The sequence below is a fragment of the Azospirillum brasilense genome, assembly GCF_001315015.1.
GTDB lineage: Bacteria > Pseudomonadota > Alphaproteobacteria > Azospirillales > Azospirillaceae > Azospirillum > Azospirillum brasilense.
In genome coordinates, this window is the sequence record NZ_CP012914.1 from 2,009,612 (window position 1) to 2,025,022 (window position 15,411).

Sequence of the window (15,411 nt, forward strand, 5' to 3'; positions counted from 1 at the left end):
CGCAGTCAGTCTCGCTTCTGCCTTATGTACAAATCGATGAGCGCCTCGCGGACCGGCGCCGGAAGGCGCGCGGGACGTCCGGCCCGGTTACCGGCCAAATTGATCATCGCCAGCTGAATCTCCGCCCGCGCGAGGTCACGGCCGTCGCGGCGGGCAAGTTGTGCAACTGCGAAGGAGGCACCGCCGGTATCGGTGATTCGCGTCACCACTTCAAGCGTATCCTCGAGCTTTGCGGGAGCGACAAAATCGATCTCCGCCCGTCGTACCGCAAATGACACACCGTCGCTTTCGGCCAGCCCGGCGTTGGTGAATCCGGTCAGCCGCAGCATCTCGGTGCGCGCCCGCTCGAAGAAGCGCAGGTAGTTGGCGTGATAGACCAGCCCCCCGGCGTCCGTGTCCTCGTAGTAGACCCGCAAGCGCAGCCTGTGCTGCGCGTTCTCGTCAAACCAGCCCGAGAGATTTGCCGTCCCGGTACCGTCAGACATCGCCGTCCTCCGGGTCCGGGTTCGCCTCCGACAGCCGGTCCAGCAGGTCGAACTGGCGGGTCGGCGCCGACGGCGGGTTGAGGCCGAGATAGCGGAAGCCCTGGTCGGTCAGCATGCGTCCGCGCGGGGTCCGCTGCAGGAAGCCCTGCTGGATCAGGTAGGGTTCCACCACCTCCTCCAGCACGTCGCGCTGCTCGCCGAGTGCGGCGCCCAGCGTGTCCACGCCCACCGGGCCGCCGTTGTAGTTGTTGGCGATGATGCCGAGATAGCGCCGGTCCATGCTGTCGAGGCCGAGCCGGTCGACCTCCAGCCGGGTCAGGGCGGCGTCGGCGATGCGCGCGTCCACCTCCGGCACGCCGGCCACCGAGGCGAAGTCACGCACCCGACGCAGCAGGCGCCCCGACACGCGCGGCGTTCCGCGTGACCGGTTGGCGATCTCCCGCGCCCCCTCCGGCGTGATGAGCATGTTGAACACGGCCGCGGCGCGGCGGACAATCAGCTCCAGCTCGTCCGGCTCGTAGAACTGCAGCCGCACCGGAATGCCGAACCGCTCGCGCAGGGGGCGCGTGATCAGGCCGGACCGGGTGGTGGCGCCGACCAGCGTGAAGGGCGGCAGGTCGATCCGGATGGACCGCGCCGACGGGCCTTCGCCGATGATGAGGTCGAGCTGGAAATCCTCCATGGCGGGATAGAGCACCTCTTCCACGGCGGGATTAAGGCGATGAATCTCGTCGATGAAGAGGACGTCGTGCGGCTGCAGGTTGGTCAGCAGCGCGGCGAGGTCGCCGGCCCGCGCGATGACCGGGCCGGAGGTCGCGCGGAAGCCCACCCCCAGCTCACGCGAGACGATCTGGGCCAGCGTCGTCTTGCCCAGGCCCGGCGGGCCGAACAGCAGCACATGGTCCAGCGCCTCGCCGCGCGCACGCGCGGCCTGGATGAAGATGGACAGGTTCTCGCGCGCCTGCCGCTGGCCGATGAACTCGGCGAGCGAGAGCGGACGGATCGAGGCTTCGCCGGAATCGCCGGCGCCCCGCCCCGGCTGCACCAGCCGGTCAGGATCGGAGCCGTTCTGGTCGGCGGTCATTGGCTGAGTTCCTTAAGGCCATGGCGGATCAGCTCCGACACGCCGGCTCCGTCGCCCAGCTTGCGCCCGGCGGCCACGACGGCGCCGAACGCCTCCGACCGCCCGTAGCCGAGGTTGACGAGGGCCGAGACGGCGTCCGCCATGACCATGTTGTCGGGGCCGCCCGCCGGCGCCGCCTTGCCGCCCGCCGCCGGAGCGGCGGAGGCCGAGGCGCCGAGGGTAAGGTTGCCCACCTTGTCCTTCAACTCGTTGACGATGCGCGCGGCCACCTTCGGCCCCACGCCGTCGGCGCGCGTGAGCGCCGTCTTGTCCTGCGCCGCGATGGCGCGGGTGAGCTGGTCGGGGTCGAGCACGCCGAGGATCGACAGTGCAAGGCGCGAGCCGACGCCCTGGATGGTGGTGAGCAGCCGGAACCAGTCGCGCTCGCCGGAATCGGCGAAGCCGTAGAGGGTGATCCGGTCGTCGCGGATGAAGGTCTCGACGACCAGCGCCCGCCGCTCCCCCACCGCCATGCGCGACAGCGTGCGGTTGGAGCAGGCGACCTGATAGCCGACCCCGTTGACGTCCACCACCACCCAGTCGGTCCCGACCGAATCCACGACACCGGTGAGCTTGGCGATCATGGGAAATTCTCCTTGTCCCTCAAACGCTGGAGGGGATCACGGCGCAACACGGTGGTCGCGGAAAGCGCCGTGCGGATGGTTTCGAGAACGCCTTCCAGATTGTCGTTCACGTCGTTGTTCCAGAAGCGCAGCACGCGGAAACCGGCCTGTTCCAGCATGCGCGTCCGGCGCTCGTCATACGGCGCCTGCTCGGCGTGCTGCCCACCATCCAGTTCGATCACCAGCCGATGGTCGTGCGCGACGAAATCCACGATGAAGCCGACAATGGGTTCCTGCCGACGGAATTTGGCCCCCATCTGCGCGTTCCGCAAACGTTGCCATACGATCTTTTCCACTTCCGTGGAATCGCGCCGCATCTGAACGGCACGGTTGGTGTGCAAAGGCGCCGGCTTGTCCTTCGCAACCGGCAACAATGCTCCCTCTCCCCTCTGGGGAGAGGGTTGGGGTGAGGGGGTTGCGCGCGTGCCGGACGCACCGCCCCGCGCATCCCCCTCACCCGGCCCTTCGGGCCACCCTCTCCCCGGAGGGGAGAGGGAAACGCCATCGCCCCGCCGCCACATTTGCCAGCTGGCGCGGTGATGCGCGTGGCAGATCGCCACGGCCAGGGCGTCCGCGGCGTCCGGTGTGGTGATGGCGCAGCCGGGAAGCAGCAGGCGCACCATGGCCTGGACCTGCGTCTTATCGGCCCGGCCCTGCCCCACCACGGCCTTCTTCACCATGTTGTTGGCGTATTCCGCCACCGACAGCCCGGCCAAAGCCGGGACCAGCAGGGCCACCGCCCGCGCCTGCCCCAGCTTCAGCGTGGAGACCGCGTTGCTGTTGACGAAGGTTTCCTCCACCGCCGCCTCATCGGGGCGGTAGCGCTCCAGCACTTCGGTCAGCGCCCCGTGGAGCTGGCACAGCCGCTCGGCCAGCGGACGGCCGTCTTCGGAATGGACGGCGCCGTCCGCCACATGGGTCAGCCGGTTGCCGGACACGTCGATGACGCCCCAGCCAGTGTGGCGGAGGCCGGGGTCCAGCCCCAACAGGCGTACGGGCGGCTGCTGCGCCGCCCCGCTCCTTCCGGCCTGCCCAAGCACCCCGGTTTCCTCCGCTCCGCGACCCGGTATCAGGCCGTCAGCTTCTGCATCAGCTCGTCGGAGATGTCGAAGTTGCCTTCGACGGTCTGGACGTCGTCGTTGTCCTCCAGCACGTCCAGCAGCTTCATCAGGCTGGCGGCGGCGTCCTCGGACGGGGCGACGGTGTTCAGCGGCTTCCAGGTCAGGCGCGCGCTCTCCGCACCGCCGAACTTGGCCTCCAGCGCGTCGCGCACGATCGCGAAATTCTCCACCGTGGTGGTGACCTCGTGACCGTTCTCGTCGGACGCCACGTCCTCGGCGCCGGCTTCCAGAGCCACCTCGAACACGGCGTCCGCGGCCGCGGCGGCGGCCGGGTAATAGATCGCGCCGACGCGGCTGAACATGAAGCTGACCGAGTTCGTCTCGCCCAGCGAGCCGCCGTACTTGGTGAAGGCCGAGCGCACTTCCGAGGCGGTGCGGTTGCGGTTGTCGGTCAGCGCCTCGACGATCAGCGCGACGCCGCCGGGGCCGTAGCCCTCGTACCGCACCTCGTCGTAGTTCGCGTCGTCGCCACCGCCGGGCGTGCCCTGCTTGATCGCGCGGTCGATGCGGTCGCGCGGCATGTTCTGCACGCGGGCCGCGGTGATCGCGGCGCGCAGGCGCGGGTTGGCCGCCGGGTCCGGCAGACCGCCCTTGGCCGCCACGGTGATCTCGCGGGCGAGCTTGTTGAAGATCTTCGACCGCTTGGCGTCCTGCGCGCCTTTGCGGTGCATGATGTTCTTGAATTGGCTATGACCGGCCATGCGTCGAACGAGCCCCAGATGGATTCAAAGAGACAAAGGTCTTGTGAAACAGCTTGGAAAGCGGTGGGACACATGTACCAGCCTTTGTGCGCCACCGCACGCCTTCGGCGCCGGAGACGACACCTACCCATATAGAAAGTCAATATGGCAGTATTGGGGCGCCCCCTTTGCGCCCCGCGGAGCCGGAGCCGGCGGCGCCGCTCAGCCCCGGACCGGCATGGACTGGCTCAGCCGCCCGCCCAGCCGAACCGGCTGGATGCTGGTGGCGAGACCGGTGCGGTCGTCGGTCTCGACGTAGCAGCCGCAGACGGTGCCCTCGCCTTCCGCCGGGCTCAGCCGCTCGGTCGGCAGCTTGCGGATCAGCTTGGCCATGGCAACCTCCTTCTTCATGCCGATGGCGCTGTCGTAGTCGCCGCACATGCCGGCGTCGGTCAGATAGGCGGTGCCGCCCTTCATCACCACATGGTCCGCCGTCGGGACGTGGCTGTGCGTGCCGACCACCAGCGAGGCACGGCCGTCGCAGAAATGGCCCATGATCATCTTCTCGCTGGTCGCCTCGCCATGGACGTCGACCAGGATGGCGTCGGCGCCGTTGGGGCCCAGCCGGTGGGCGCGCAGCACCCGGTCCACCGCGGCGAAGGGGTCGTCCATCGGGTCCATGAACAGGCGCAGCATCACGTTCATGACCAGCACCTTGCGCCCGCCCCGCGCCTGCAGCAGCACGAAGCCGCGCCCCGGCGTCCCTTCCGGGTAGTTCAGCGGACGGATGATGCGCGGCTGCTGGTCGATCGCCGCGACCAGTTCCTTCTGGTCCCAGGAATGGTTGCCCAGCGTCACCACGTCCACGCCGGCGGCGAAGAACTCCTCGGCGATCTTCACGGTGATGCCGAAGCCGCCGGCGGCGTTCTCGCCGTTGACCACGGTCAGGTCGGGGTCGAGCCGGTCGCGCAGCATCGGCATGTGCGCAATCACCGCGTCGCGTCCCGACCGTCCCACCACATCACCGAGAAACAAAAGCCGCATCGTCCCCAACCTTCACTGCGTAAAGCGGAGCGTCTCGCGCTCCGTCAGAATCCAATCGAGCCGCTCGTCGTGCGCCCCGTGGGGCACCGCGTCCATCTCCTGTACGGCGAAGGCCATGCCGACCGCCAGGACCGGGCGAACAGCCCGAAGGACGTCCAGCGTCCGGTCATAGTAGCCGGCCCCGTAGCCCAGCCGGTGTCCGCTGCGGTCGAAGGCCAGCATCGGCACCAGAAGCACCGCCGGAACCACCTCGGGCCGATCGGCGCCTGGTTCCTGGATGCCGTAGCGGCCGGCGGCCAGCGGCAGCGCCGGGTCCCAGTCGCGGAAGGTCAGCGCCTGCCCGCGCGGCCCGGACACCGGAAGCGCGATGGAGCGCCCGCCCGTCCTAAGCCCACCCGATCTAAGATGGAGCAGCAGAGGCCGCACGTCGAGTTCCGAACCGAGCGGCCAATAGCCGGCGACCGGGCCATCGGGGATGAGTCCCGGCCGGACCAGTTCCTCCAGGAAGCGCTCGCGCAGAGCATCCGCGGCAAAAGCGCGCATCTGGTCGTCGCTGAGGGAATCGCGCCGGGCGCGCGCCTGGGCTCGGGCGGCATCCTTGGCCGCGCGCGGGTCGGTCATCGTCGCCTGGAAACGTCGGGAAAATTCGGGGGAGAGGCGGAAGGTGCCGCCTTGGCCGTTGGCATTGCTTATCCTCCATGACCTGCAGAGCAGGTGGGCGCCGTGTAACCGGACCAGGGTCCGGACAGGGACAGCTCCCGAGAGTCTAAGATTATCGGCCCTGGGGATTATTGCGACCTGACGAACCAGGCAGCGACCTTCCAAGAGCTAACTTAGGCGCGCTCGAGCCGCGCGGCAACCTCTTCGATGCGCAAAGCGACATTGTCCACGGCGGCGGCCACCTCGGCCTCGTTGACCGTGGACAGCGGGGCGAGACCGCGGCCGGTCATGACGTCCTGCATTTCGTCGGCCATGACGATGGCGGTGAGGACGAGCATCTGCGCTTCCGACCCGGATTTCCCGCCGCCGGTCACCTGCTTCAGCTTGGCGTCGACGAAGCCGGCCAGCTCACGCAGGCGTGCCTCCTGGCCGTCCTGGCAGAAGACGCGGTAGGCCCGCCCGTTCACCTCGATGTCCACCTGGGCCATGGCTTAATTCTCCAGAACCGCTTCGAGACGGCCGATGGCCGCCTCCAGACGCTTCGACACGGTTTCCGCGTTCTCCTGAGCCCGCGCCTGCTCGATGCGGGCCTCGCGCAGGGACTCGCCCAGCTCCTGCTCGCGCTTGGCCACCCGTTCCTCGCGGGCGCACGCGGCATGCTCCAGACGATCCACGGCCTTGGAGAGGCGGTCGAGCGCGGCTTTCAGAGAATCCATGGGCGGGAAACCTTGACGGACGGACGGACGGCGGGCGGGCAGCAGTTCGCACATGCATAAAATGCCGAGCGCTACAGTTGGGCCGGCCACGTCGCCCCGTCAACCGGAATTACGCCGCAGTTCACGGTGGAAATGGCGCCGCCACAATGCGCCGGAAGCCGGACCGCCATCCCCATTCCCGTGTTGACCTGCGCACACGGGTTCTGCATGGTGCGCGCGTCCTGCGGGAAGCCTTGTTTCCCGCCCAATCGGTGTTGCCCGACCCCATTCGGCCCCCACCGTTCGCTGCCCGCCTGCCCACGGGAACATTCTTCAGGAACCCTGCCCGATGTCCGCTGCTTCCGCCGCCACCCCGCCCGCCCCCATCACCACCATGGCGAACGCCATCCGCGCGCTGTCCATGGACGCGGTGGAGGCCGCGAAGTCCGGCCACCCCGGCATGCCGATGGGCATGGCCGACGTGGCCACGGTGCTGTTCACGCGCTTCCTGAAGTTCAACCCGAAGCAGCCGGCCTGGGCCGACCGCGACCGCTTCATCCTGTCGGCCGGCCACGGCTCGATGCTGATCTACTCGCTGGGCTACCTGACCGGCTATGAGCGGATGACCATCGACGAGCTGAAGCGCTTCCGCCAGCTCGGCAGCCTGACGCCGGGCCACCCGGAGGTTGATCCGTCGCTCGGCATCGAGATGACCACCGGCCCGCTCGGCCAGGGCGTCTCCACCGCCGTCGGCTTCGCCCTGGCGGAGCGCATCACCAACGCCCGCTTCGGCGACGACCTGATCAACCACTTCACCTACGTCATCGCCTCGGACGGCGACCTGATGGAGGGCGTCAGCCACGAGGCCTGCTCGCTGGCCGGCCATCTCGGGCTGAACCGCCTGATCGTGCTGTGGGACGACAACCACATCTCCATCGACGGCTCGACCGACCTCAGCTTCACCGACGACACGCCGGCCCGCTTCCGCTCCTACGGCTGGAACACGGCGACCGTCGACGGCCACGATCCGGAAGCCGTCGCCAAGGCCATCGAGGCCGCGCAGACCTCCGACAAGCCGACGCTGATCGCCTGCCGCACCATCATCGGCAAGGGCGCCCCGAACAAGGCCAACACCCACGGCTGCCACGGCTCGCCGCTGGGCGCCGACGAGGTGGCCGCCACCCGTGAGAATCTCGGCTGGCCGCACGAGGCTTTCGTCGTCCCGCAGGACGTGCTGGACGCCTGGCGCGCCGCCGGCACCCGCGCCGACGCCGCTTACGCCGACTGGGCGCAGCGCGTCGCGGCGATGGACCCCTCCGCCCGCAAGGCCTTCGAGGCGGCCATGGACCGCGGCGTTCCCGCCGGCCTGGACGAGCTGATCGCCGCCTTCAAGAAGAAGGTGTCGGAGGACAAGCCGAGCTGGGCGACCCGCGTCGCCTCGGGCAACGTTCTCGACATCCTGGTCCCGGCGGTGCCGGAGATGATCGGCGGCTCCGCCGACCTGACCCCGTCGAACAACACCAAGGCGAAGAACACCGCCGACGTGGCGGGCCGCGGCCAGTTCAACGGCCGCTACGTCCGCTACGGCGTGCGCGAGCACGGCATGGCCACCGTCATGAACGGCATGGCGCTGCACGGCGGCGTCATTCCCTACGGCGGCACCTTCATGCAGTTCGCCGATTACTGCCGCCCGTCGATCCGTCTCGCCGCGCTGATGAAGCAGCGTTCGATCTTCGTGATGACCCACGACTCGATCGGCCTCGGCGAGGACGGTCCGACCCACCAGCCGGTGGAGCATCTGGCCGCCCTGCGCGCCATCCCGAACCTGCTGACCCTGCGCCCGGCCGATGCCGTGGAGACCGCGGAGTGCTGGCAGATCGCGCTGGAGCGGGTCAACGGCCCGTCCGTCCTGGCGCTGACCCGCCAGAACGTGCCGACCCTGCGCACCGAGCATGCGGCGGAGAACCGCTCCGCCCGCGGCGGCTACGTGATCCTGGAGGCCGAGGGCGAGCGCAAGGTGACGCTGCTGGCCACCGGCTCGGAAGTCTCGCTGGCCGCCGAGGCCCGCAAGGCGCTCCAGGCCGAGGGCATCGGCGCCGCCGTGGTGTCGATCCCGAGCTTCGAGCTGTTCGAGGCGCAGGACGACGCCTACAAGGCTTCCGTTCTCGGCAGCGGCGTCCGCGTCGCGGTCGAGGCCGCCATCCGTCAGGGCTGGGACCGCTGGCTCGGCTATCCGGGCGCCACGGCCGTCGCCTTCGTCGGCATGAGCGGCTTCGGCGAATCGGCTCCCTATCAGGAACTCTACAAGCACTTCGGCATTACCGCCGAGGCCGTGGTCGCCGCGGCGAAGGCGCGCCTGTAAAAGAGCGAGCGTTCGCGGGATCGGGCTCCGGGCCGATGGTCCGGGGCTGACAATTGCCGCCCCGGACCACACATCCGGGGCCGGGAGTTACCGCCCCAAGCCGGATGGTTCGGGGTCGGGGAATGCCAGACTGGAGGAAAAACAATGGCTGTTCGGGTAGCGATCAACGGTTTTGGCCGTATCGGCCGTCTGGTTCTGCGGGCCATCTACGAGAGCGGCCGCAACGACGTTGAGGTCGTGGCGATCAACGACCTGGCCGACCTCAAGGCCAACGCCCACCTGCTGAAGTACGACAGCGTCCACGGCCGTTTCCCCGGCACCATCGAGACCCGTGACGGCGAGCTGATCGTCAACGGCCACTCGATCAAGGTCGTGCAGGAGCGTGACCCGGCCAAGCTGCCGTGGAAGGATCTGGGCATCCAGATCGCCATGGAATGCTCGGGCATCTTCACCAAGCGCGCCGACGCCGCCAAGCATCTGGAAGCGGGTGCGGAGAAGGTGCTGATCTCCGCCCCGGCCACCGACGAGGACATCACGGTGGTCTACGGCGTCAACCACGACCAGCTCAAGGCCGATCACCGCATCGTCTCGAACGCCTCGTGCACGACGAACTGCCTGGCCCCGGTGGCCTTCGTTCTGAACAACCTGATCGGCATCGAGAAGGGCTTCATGACGACGATCCACTCCTATACGGGGGATCAGCGCATCGTCGACACCAACCACAAGGACCTGCACCGCGCCCGCGCCGCGGCGCTCAACATGATCCCGACCTCGACCGGCGCCGCCAAGGCCGTGGGCAAGGTGCTGCCGGAACTGAAGGGCAAGCTGGACGGCACCGCCATGCGCGTGCCGACGCCCAACGTCTCGGTCGTCGACTTCAAGTTCACCGCCAAGCGCGCCACCTCGGTGGAGGAGATCACCAAGGCGATTTCCGAGGCCGCCAACGGCCCGCTCAAGGGCATCCTGGGCGCCTACACCGAGGATCTCGTCTCCACCGACTTCAACCACGACCCGCACAGCTCGATCTTCGCGCTGAACGAGACCAAGGTCATCGACGGCAACTTCGTCCGCATCATGACCTGGTACGACAACGAGTGGGGCTTCTCCAACCGCATGAGCGACACCGCCGTCGCCATGGCCAACGCCAAGTAAGCCGTCCGCGGCTTGCTGCAAAGAGAAAGGGCGCCCTGAACGGGGCGCCCTTTTTCATGAGCAGATTGTTGCGACAGCGGCCGCGGTCACCCTGCCTTGACGGCGTTGATTCCCGTGGCCTGTGTCAACTGGTCGGCGACCCAGGCGGCGACGCTCTTCCCTTCGCGTTCCGCACAGGTGGCGATGGCGCGGTGGAGCATCGGGTTGACGCGGATGGCGAGCTTGCCGGAATAGGGCTGTTCGGTGTTGCCCGCCATGTCGCAGGCCATCGCCAGATAATCGTCCACGGCCTCGCGGAAGGCCCGGCGCAGTTCATCGACCGAGCGGCCGGTGAAGGTGATGCCGTCGCGCGTGTTGATGACGGCGCCGACGAAGATGCCGGCATCGTCGTCGAAATCGATTTGGGCCTTATAGCCCTTATAGTCCATCATCGGCGGCGACCCCAGGGATGCGTGGGGTGGAAGGATAGCCTCGCCTCCGCCCCCATGGTTTGACCTGCCTCAATTCCCGAAATGGGGATGGGGAAATGCCCACTCGGATTTTCCCGTCATGACCGCCGTGCCCGCGCATAACCGCCCCATCCGCATCCACAGCCTGACCGACGCCGACGCCGCCTGCGCCGCGGCGGCGGAACTCGGAATTCCCCTTCTGCTGGTCAGCGCGCCCGGTGCGGCGGCCTCCGCCGGGGCTGGCTGGTTTCGCGAGGTCGCCGCCCGCGCCGCTGCCCGGCACCCGTCGGTTGCGATGACGGCGGTGCTCGACTGCGCCGACCGGCCCGGCGATGCCCTGGGCGCGCTGTCCGCCGGGATCGGAGCGATTCTGTTCACCGGGCGGCTGGACGTCGCGGAACGGCTGGCCGACATCGCCGCGCAACGCGGCGCCCGCCTGCTGACGGCGCTTCCCGAGGCCCTCGACCTGCGCGGCGTTCGCGATCCCCGGCGCGCCTGCCGGAATTGGCTGAGCGGGCGAGACGAAGGCCATGTCACGGAATAGTCTCAAGGCGATACCGCTTTTTCCCCAAATCCGCACGATCAAAAGTGGTGTATGGTGATTTCATCATCACGATGCGGTACCACCCCCATGACCACGACCACGCCTTTGCGGCCCCAGGCGGATGCCACACCGCTGAAGGGTGAGGAACCGGCCCTGCTTCATCCGGAGAGGCCGGACGGGCTGCCGCGCGGCTCGCGCTTTCCCGCGCCGCAGGTGGAGAAGATCCGCGGCGCCCGCCTGCTCGTCGTCTGGGCCGGCTTGGCTGCCGGAGCCTGGGCCGTGGCGGTGGGTGCGGGCTACGGCCTCTACGTCATCGTCCAGTCCGTGCTCTGACAACAAAAGGCTGTTGCGCGACGTTCGCCCCGCCTTTCGGAGAAGTCCGAATCCGCCCTCTCGGATAGGCCCTTTTGGCGCCGCGGGAGGCCGCGTTACACCCCTGCCGACGTTGCAAAGAGTCCCGCGCTAGGCTATGAGGGCCGCATTTCCGACAGAAACCCCAAGGGGAAGAGCCAGATGAAGCTCACTCGTCGTGTTAAGGAAATTCTTGCGAACTACGAAAGCGACACCCCGGGCGTCAAGGCCAACCTTGCCCGCATTCTGATGGAAGGCAAGCTGGGCGGCACCGGCAAGCTGGTGATCCTCCCCGTCGACCAGGGTTTCGAGCACGGCCCGGCGCGCAGCTTTGCGCCGAACGAGCCGGGCTACGACCCGCATTACCATTACCAGCTCGCCATCGACGCCGGCTGCAACGCCTACGCTGCCCCGCTGGGCTCGCTGGAGGCCGGTGCCTCGACCTTCGCCGGCTCGATCCCGCTGATCCTCAAGATGAACAGCGCCAACAGCCTGTCGCGCCAGAAGGAGGACGCCGACCAGGCGGTGACCGCCTCGGTGCAGGACGCGCTGCGCCTCGGCTGCTCGGCCATCGGCTTCACGATCTACCCCGGCTCGGACGCCATGTACGACCAGTACGAGGAGATCCGCGAGCTGTCGAAGGAGGCCAAGTCGGTCGGCCTGCCCACCGTCCTGTGGTCCTACCCGCGCGGCGGCACGATCTCCAAGGACGGTGAACTGGCCATCGACGTGATCGGCTACGCCGCCCACATGGCCGCCCTGCTCGGCGCCCACATCATCAAGGTGAAGCTGCCGTCGGCCCATCTGGAGCAGGCGGAGGCCAAGAAGGTCTACGAGTCCAAGAACATCCCGATCGCCACCCAGGCCGACCGCGTCCGCCACATCATGCAGTGCGCCTTCAACGGCCGCCGCATTGTGGTCTTCTCGGGCGGCGCCACCAAGGGCGAGGACGCGGTGTTCGAGGACGCCCGCGCGATCCGCGACGGCGGCGGCAACGGCTCGATCATCGGCCGCAACGCCTTCCAGCGCCCGCGGGAGGATGCCCTCAAGCTGCTCGACCGGATCATGAAGATCTACCAGGGCAAAGAGTAAGGATCGCCTCGGGTGACCGAAACCGCCTGTCGGCTCTACCTCGTGACGCCGCCGGTCCTGGAACCGGCGGCGTTCGCGCCGAAACTGACCGAAGCGCTGGACGCGGGCGATGTCGCCTGCGTCCAGTTGCGTTTGAAGGACTGCTCCGACGACGCCGTGCGCCGGGCCTGCGACGCCCTGCGCCCGATCGCCCAGGACCGCGGTGTGGCCTTCATCCTGAACGACCATCCCGAACTGGCCCGCGAGACCGGCTGCGACGGCGTGCATGTGGGGCAGAAGGACACGCCCTACGCCCAGGCGCGGCGGATCGTCGGCAAGGACGCCATCGTCGGCGTGACCTGCCACGACAGCCGCCATCTCGCCATGGAGGCCGGCGAGGCCGGGGCCGATTACGTTGCCTTCGGCGCCTTCTTCCCCACCACCACCAAAGAGGCCGCCTTCAAGGCGGAGCCGGAACTGCTCCGGTGGTGGTCGGAGTTGATGGAGGTCCCCTGCGTTGCCATCGGCGGCATCACCCAGGAGAATTGCGGGCCGCTGGTGAGCGCCGGGGCCGATTTCCTGGCCGTGGTCGGCGCCGTGTGGAACCATCCCGATGGGCCGGGCGCCGCCGTGAGGGCGTTCAACGCCGCCATCGCCGCGGCCGAAGGGTGACGAAGGCCGCCGCCGCATCATGGACCTCCTTTCCATCGAGACGCTGACCGCGCTGTTCGCGGTCGGCCTTGTCGCGGGCTTCGTCGACGCCATTGCCGGGGGCGGCGGGCTTCTCACCCTCCCCGCCCTGCTCTGGGCCGGCCTGTCGCCCGCGCAGGCGCTGGCGACGAACAAGCTGCAATCCAGCTTCGGCTCCCTCTCCGCCGCGGTGAAGTTCACCCGTGGCGGCGAGGTGAAGCCGCGCGACATGGCGGTGATGATCGCCTGCACCTTTTCCGGCTCCGCGGCGGGCGCCATCATCGTCCAGATGATCGATCCGGGATTCCTGCGCAACGTCATCCCGGTGCTGCTGATCGGCATCGCCATCTGGCTGCTCGTCTCCCCGAAGGCCGGCGAGATCGACGCGCAGCAACGCATCGGGGAGCGTGGCTTCGCCCTGCTCGCCGGGACGGGGATCGGCTTCTACGACGGCTTCTTCGGACCGGGCACCGGCACCTTCTTCGCCATCGCCTTCGTCTCGCTGCTCGGCTTCAACCTGCGCAAGGCGACCGCCCACACGAAGGTGCTGAACTTCACCAGCAACATCGCCGCCCTCCTCTTCTTCCTGGCCGGTGGTCAGATCGCCTGGGTGGCCGGGCTGCTGATGGGGGTGGGCCAGATGATCGGCGCGCAGATCGGCGCGCACATGGTCATCCGCAACGGCGCCGCCATCGTGCGGCCCATGCTCGTCGTCGCCTCCATCGCCATCACGGCGAAGCTGATCTGGACCGACGCCCAGGGGGTGATCGGCGCGGGCATGGCCATGGTGGCCGGCTGGCTGGGCTGAGCGTCCCCAACATCCCGATTTTCACACCCGCGGCGAATCGACCATAGCGGGCATTCCCCTCCCCCATGCACACCCGCGGGCGCATACTTTGTTGGTCCAACATTTTTTCAGCGGCACCACTTTACGTTAACGTCAATCTGTGTATCATTGCGTCAAATAACGAAATTGGGGAGAAACGCATGTCCAATTGGTCTCTGAAGGGGAATCTGCTTGCCGCTGCCGCCGTTGTCGCCATCGCGGTCCCGCTGCCGGCCGGCGCCGCCGGCTATCTGCTGAAGGAGCAGAGCGCCTCGGGCCAGGGCACTTCCTTCGCGGGCGCCACCGCCAACGGCATGGGCGACGCAACCGGCCTGTTCTTCAACCCCGCGGCCCTGGGGACCATCGAGGGGAATCAGGCGGTCGGCGTGCTGAGCGGCGTGTTCCCGACCTCGAAGACCAGCAACGCCCGCGGCACCCGCGCCACGCGGCTGGGCGGCAGCACCATCCAGGGCACCTCCGACCCCGGCGACATCGGCATGGACGCGGTGATTCCGTCCGGCTACATGGCCTACACCGTGTCGCCGGATGTGAAGCTGGGACTCGCCATCACCGCCCCCTGGGGCCTGTCCACCGACTATCCGGAAAGCTGGACCGGCCGTTACCACGGCATCCATTCCAGCCTGCTGACGATCAACATCTCCCCGACCGTGTCCTATCGGCTGATGCCGGACCTGACCATCGCCGGCGGTCTGCAATTCCAGTACGCCAAGGCGCGGCTCAGCCAGGCCGTGGATTTCGGCTCCATCCTGGCAGCCACCGGGGTTCCGATCGCGCCGGGCTCGCGCGACGGTGTGGGCGAGGTCAAGGGCGACGACTGGGGCGTCGGCGTCACCGCCGGCATGCTGTACGAGCCGGCCAAGGGCACCCGCTTCGGCGTCTCCTACCGCTCCTCCGTCTCCCACGAGCTGGACGGCGATTCGAAGTTCGAGGGCGTCCCCGCCGTGCCGGCGCTCCAGGCCAGCTTCGCCAATTCGCCGGTGCGGGCGAAGGTCGCCACGCCGGACATCATCTCCTTCGGCGCCTATCACGAGCTGACCAGCTCCTTCGCCGTGATGGCCGACGCTCAATGGACCAACTGGTCGCGCTTCAAGGAATTGCGCATCCGCTACCGCAACCCGCTGCGCACCGACACGGTGACCGACGAGAATTGGGACGATTCCTGGTTCTTCGCGCTGGGCGCCGCCTACAAATGGAACGAGAAGCTGACCCTGCGCTTCGGCGTGGCCTATGACCAGACCCCGGTCAGCGACCAGTACCGCACGCCGCGCATTCCGGACGAGGACCGTTACTGGGTGTCGATCGGCGCCGGCTACCAGGTCACCGACAACATCCGGACCGACATCGGCTACAGCCACATCTTCGCCAACAAGGCCAAGATCGACCTGCGCGACAATCTGACGGGCAGCGACGCCTTTCGCGGCAACCTGTCCGCCGACTACAAGGCCCATGTGGACGTGATCGCGCTCCAGACCAAGATCACCTTCTGATCCGCAACCCGGTGGAGCGCGCGGGCG

Annotated in this window: 18 protein-coding genes, 1 other RNA gene and 1 pseudogene; 8 read left to right on the plus strand and 12 right to left on the minus strand. The window is 68.1% G+C overall.

Annotated elements, in window-relative coordinates; genetic code table 11:
* Positions 1-5 precede the first annotated feature (5 nt).
* The 11 genes and pseudogenes from ybgC to AMK58_RS09330 form a co-directional block, all read right to left on the minus strand.
* Positions 6-485, minus strand: coding sequence for a tol-pal system-associated acyl-CoA thioesterase (gene ybgC, locus AMK58_RS09285; RefSeq protein ID WP_035674003.1), 480 nt, complete (start codon positions 483-485; stop codon positions 6-8).
* A complete protein-coding gene (ruvB, locus tag AMK58_RS09290) occupies positions 478-1,569 on the minus strand; it encodes a Holliday junction branch migration DNA helicase RuvB (protein ID WP_059398829.1) in 1,092 nt (363 codons plus the stop codon). The genes ybgC and ruvB overlap by 8 nt, the downstream gene beginning before the upstream one ends.
* A complete protein-coding gene (gene ruvA, locus AMK58_RS09295; RefSeq protein WP_035673997.1) occupies positions 1,566-2,192 on the minus strand; it encodes a Holliday junction branch migration protein RuvA in 627 nt (208 codons plus the stop codon). Before ruvA ends, ruvB begins: the two co-directional genes overlap by 4 nt.
* On the minus strand, positions 2,189-2,752 hold the full coding sequence (locus AMK58_RS31875; RefSeq protein WP_276509465.1) for an endonuclease domain-containing protein: 564 nt from the start codon (positions 2,750-2,752) through the stop codon (positions 2,189-2,191). Before AMK58_RS31875 ends, ruvA begins: the two co-directional genes overlap by 4 nt.
* Positions 2,732-3,271, minus strand: a pseudogene (ruvC, locus tag AMK58_RS31305) (crossover junction endodeoxyribonuclease RuvC); the annotation flags it as partial. The gene AMK58_RS31875 and the pseudogene ruvC, both read right to left, overlap by 21 nt.
* 29 nt (positions 3,272-3,300) lie before the next feature.
* On the minus strand, positions 3,301-4,053 hold the full coding sequence (locus tag AMK58_RS09305) for a YebC/PmpR family DNA-binding transcriptional regulator (RefSeq protein WP_014240508.1): 753 nt from the start codon (positions 4,051-4,053) through the stop codon (positions 3,301-3,303).
* 201 nt (positions 4,054-4,254) lie between these two features.
* On the minus strand, positions 4,255-5,076 hold the full coding sequence (locus AMK58_RS09310) for a TIGR00282 family metallophosphoesterase (protein WP_035673994.1): 822 nt from the start codon (positions 5,074-5,076) through the stop codon (positions 4,255-4,257).
* Positions 5,077-5,088: 12 nt separating this feature from the next.
* On the minus strand, positions 5,089-5,697 hold the full coding sequence (locus AMK58_RS09315; protein ID WP_035673992.1) for a 5-formyltetrahydrofolate cyclo-ligase: 609 nt from the start codon (positions 5,695-5,697) through the stop codon (positions 5,089-5,091).
* Between the two features lie 39 nt (positions 5,698-5,736).
* Positions 5,737-5,896: non-coding RNA, 6S RNA (ssrS, locus tag AMK58_RS09320), on the minus strand.
* Between the two features lie 13 nt (positions 5,897-5,909).
* Complete coding sequence (locus AMK58_RS09325; protein ID WP_035673989.1) at positions 5,910-6,224, minus strand: cell division protein ZapA; 315 nt, start codon at positions 6,222-6,224, stop codon at positions 5,910-5,912.
* Positions 6,225-6,227: 3 nt separating this feature from the next.
* Positions 6,228-6,452, minus strand: a complete 225-nt coding sequence (locus AMK58_RS09330; RefSeq protein ID WP_035673986.1) for a hypothetical protein — start codon at positions 6,450-6,452, stop codon at positions 6,228-6,230.
* A 328-nt stretch (positions 6,453-6,780) separates the two neighbouring features.
* Here AMK58_RS09330 and tkt point away from each other — a divergent pair, with 328 nt between their 5' ends.
* Positions 6,781-8,793, plus strand: coding sequence for a transketolase (gene tkt / locus AMK58_RS09335; protein ID WP_059398831.1), 2,013 nt, complete (start codon positions 6,781-6,783; stop codon positions 8,791-8,793).
* A gap of 144 nt (positions 8,794-8,937) precedes the next feature.
* A complete protein-coding gene (gap, locus tag AMK58_RS09340) occupies positions 8,938-9,945 on the plus strand; it encodes a type I glyceraldehyde-3-phosphate dehydrogenase (protein WP_059398832.1) in 1,008 nt (335 codons plus the stop codon).
* 86 nt (positions 9,946-10,031) lie between these two features.
* On the opposite strand, the gene AMK58_RS09345 is transcribed toward gap, so the two are convergent.
* The gene (locus AMK58_RS09345; protein ID WP_035674733.1) at positions 10,032-10,376 is read right to left on the minus strand and encodes a type II toxin-antitoxin system HicB family antitoxin; all 345 of its coding nucleotides are present in this window, start codon (positions 10,374-10,376) and stop codon (positions 10,032-10,034) included.
* A 118-nt stretch (positions 10,377-10,494) separates the two neighbouring features.
* On the opposite strand from AMK58_RS09345, the gene AMK58_RS09350 reads away from it, so the two are divergent.
* The 6 genes from AMK58_RS09350 to AMK58_RS09375 all read left to right on the plus strand — a co-directional run bounded on the left by AMK58_RS09350 (position 10,495) and on the right by AMK58_RS09375 (position 15,384).
* Positions 10,495-10,938, plus strand: coding sequence for a hypothetical protein (locus AMK58_RS09350; RefSeq protein WP_035674736.1), 444 nt, complete (start codon positions 10,495-10,497; stop codon positions 10,936-10,938).
* Positions 10,939-11,025: 87 nt separating this feature from the next.
* Complete coding sequence (locus AMK58_RS09355; RefSeq protein WP_051140286.1) at positions 11,026-11,271, plus strand: hypothetical protein; 246 nt, start codon at positions 11,026-11,028, stop codon at positions 11,269-11,271.
* 180 nt (positions 11,272-11,451) lie between these two features.
* Entirely contained in the window at positions 11,452-12,381 is a 930-nt protein-coding gene (locus tag AMK58_RS09360; protein ID WP_035674740.1) for a class I fructose-bisphosphate aldolase, read from the plus strand.
* A 12-nt stretch (positions 12,382-12,393) separates the two neighbouring features.
* On the plus strand, positions 12,394-13,032 hold the full coding sequence (gene thiE, locus AMK58_RS09365) for a thiamine phosphate synthase (protein ID WP_035674743.1): 639 nt from the start codon (positions 12,394-12,396) through the stop codon (positions 13,030-13,032).
* Between the two features lie 19 nt (positions 13,033-13,051).
* Positions 13,052-13,858, plus strand: a complete 807-nt coding sequence (locus AMK58_RS09370; protein ID WP_035674746.1) for a TSUP family transporter — start codon at positions 13,052-13,054, stop codon at positions 13,856-13,858.
* 179 nt (positions 13,859-14,037) lie between these two features.
* Positions 14,038-15,384: an OmpP1/FadL family transporter gene (locus AMK58_RS09375; protein ID WP_035674748.1), complete on the plus strand. Its 1,347-nt coding sequence runs from the start codon at positions 14,038-14,040 to the stop codon at positions 15,382-15,384.
* Positions 15,385-15,411 lie beyond the last annotated feature (27 nt).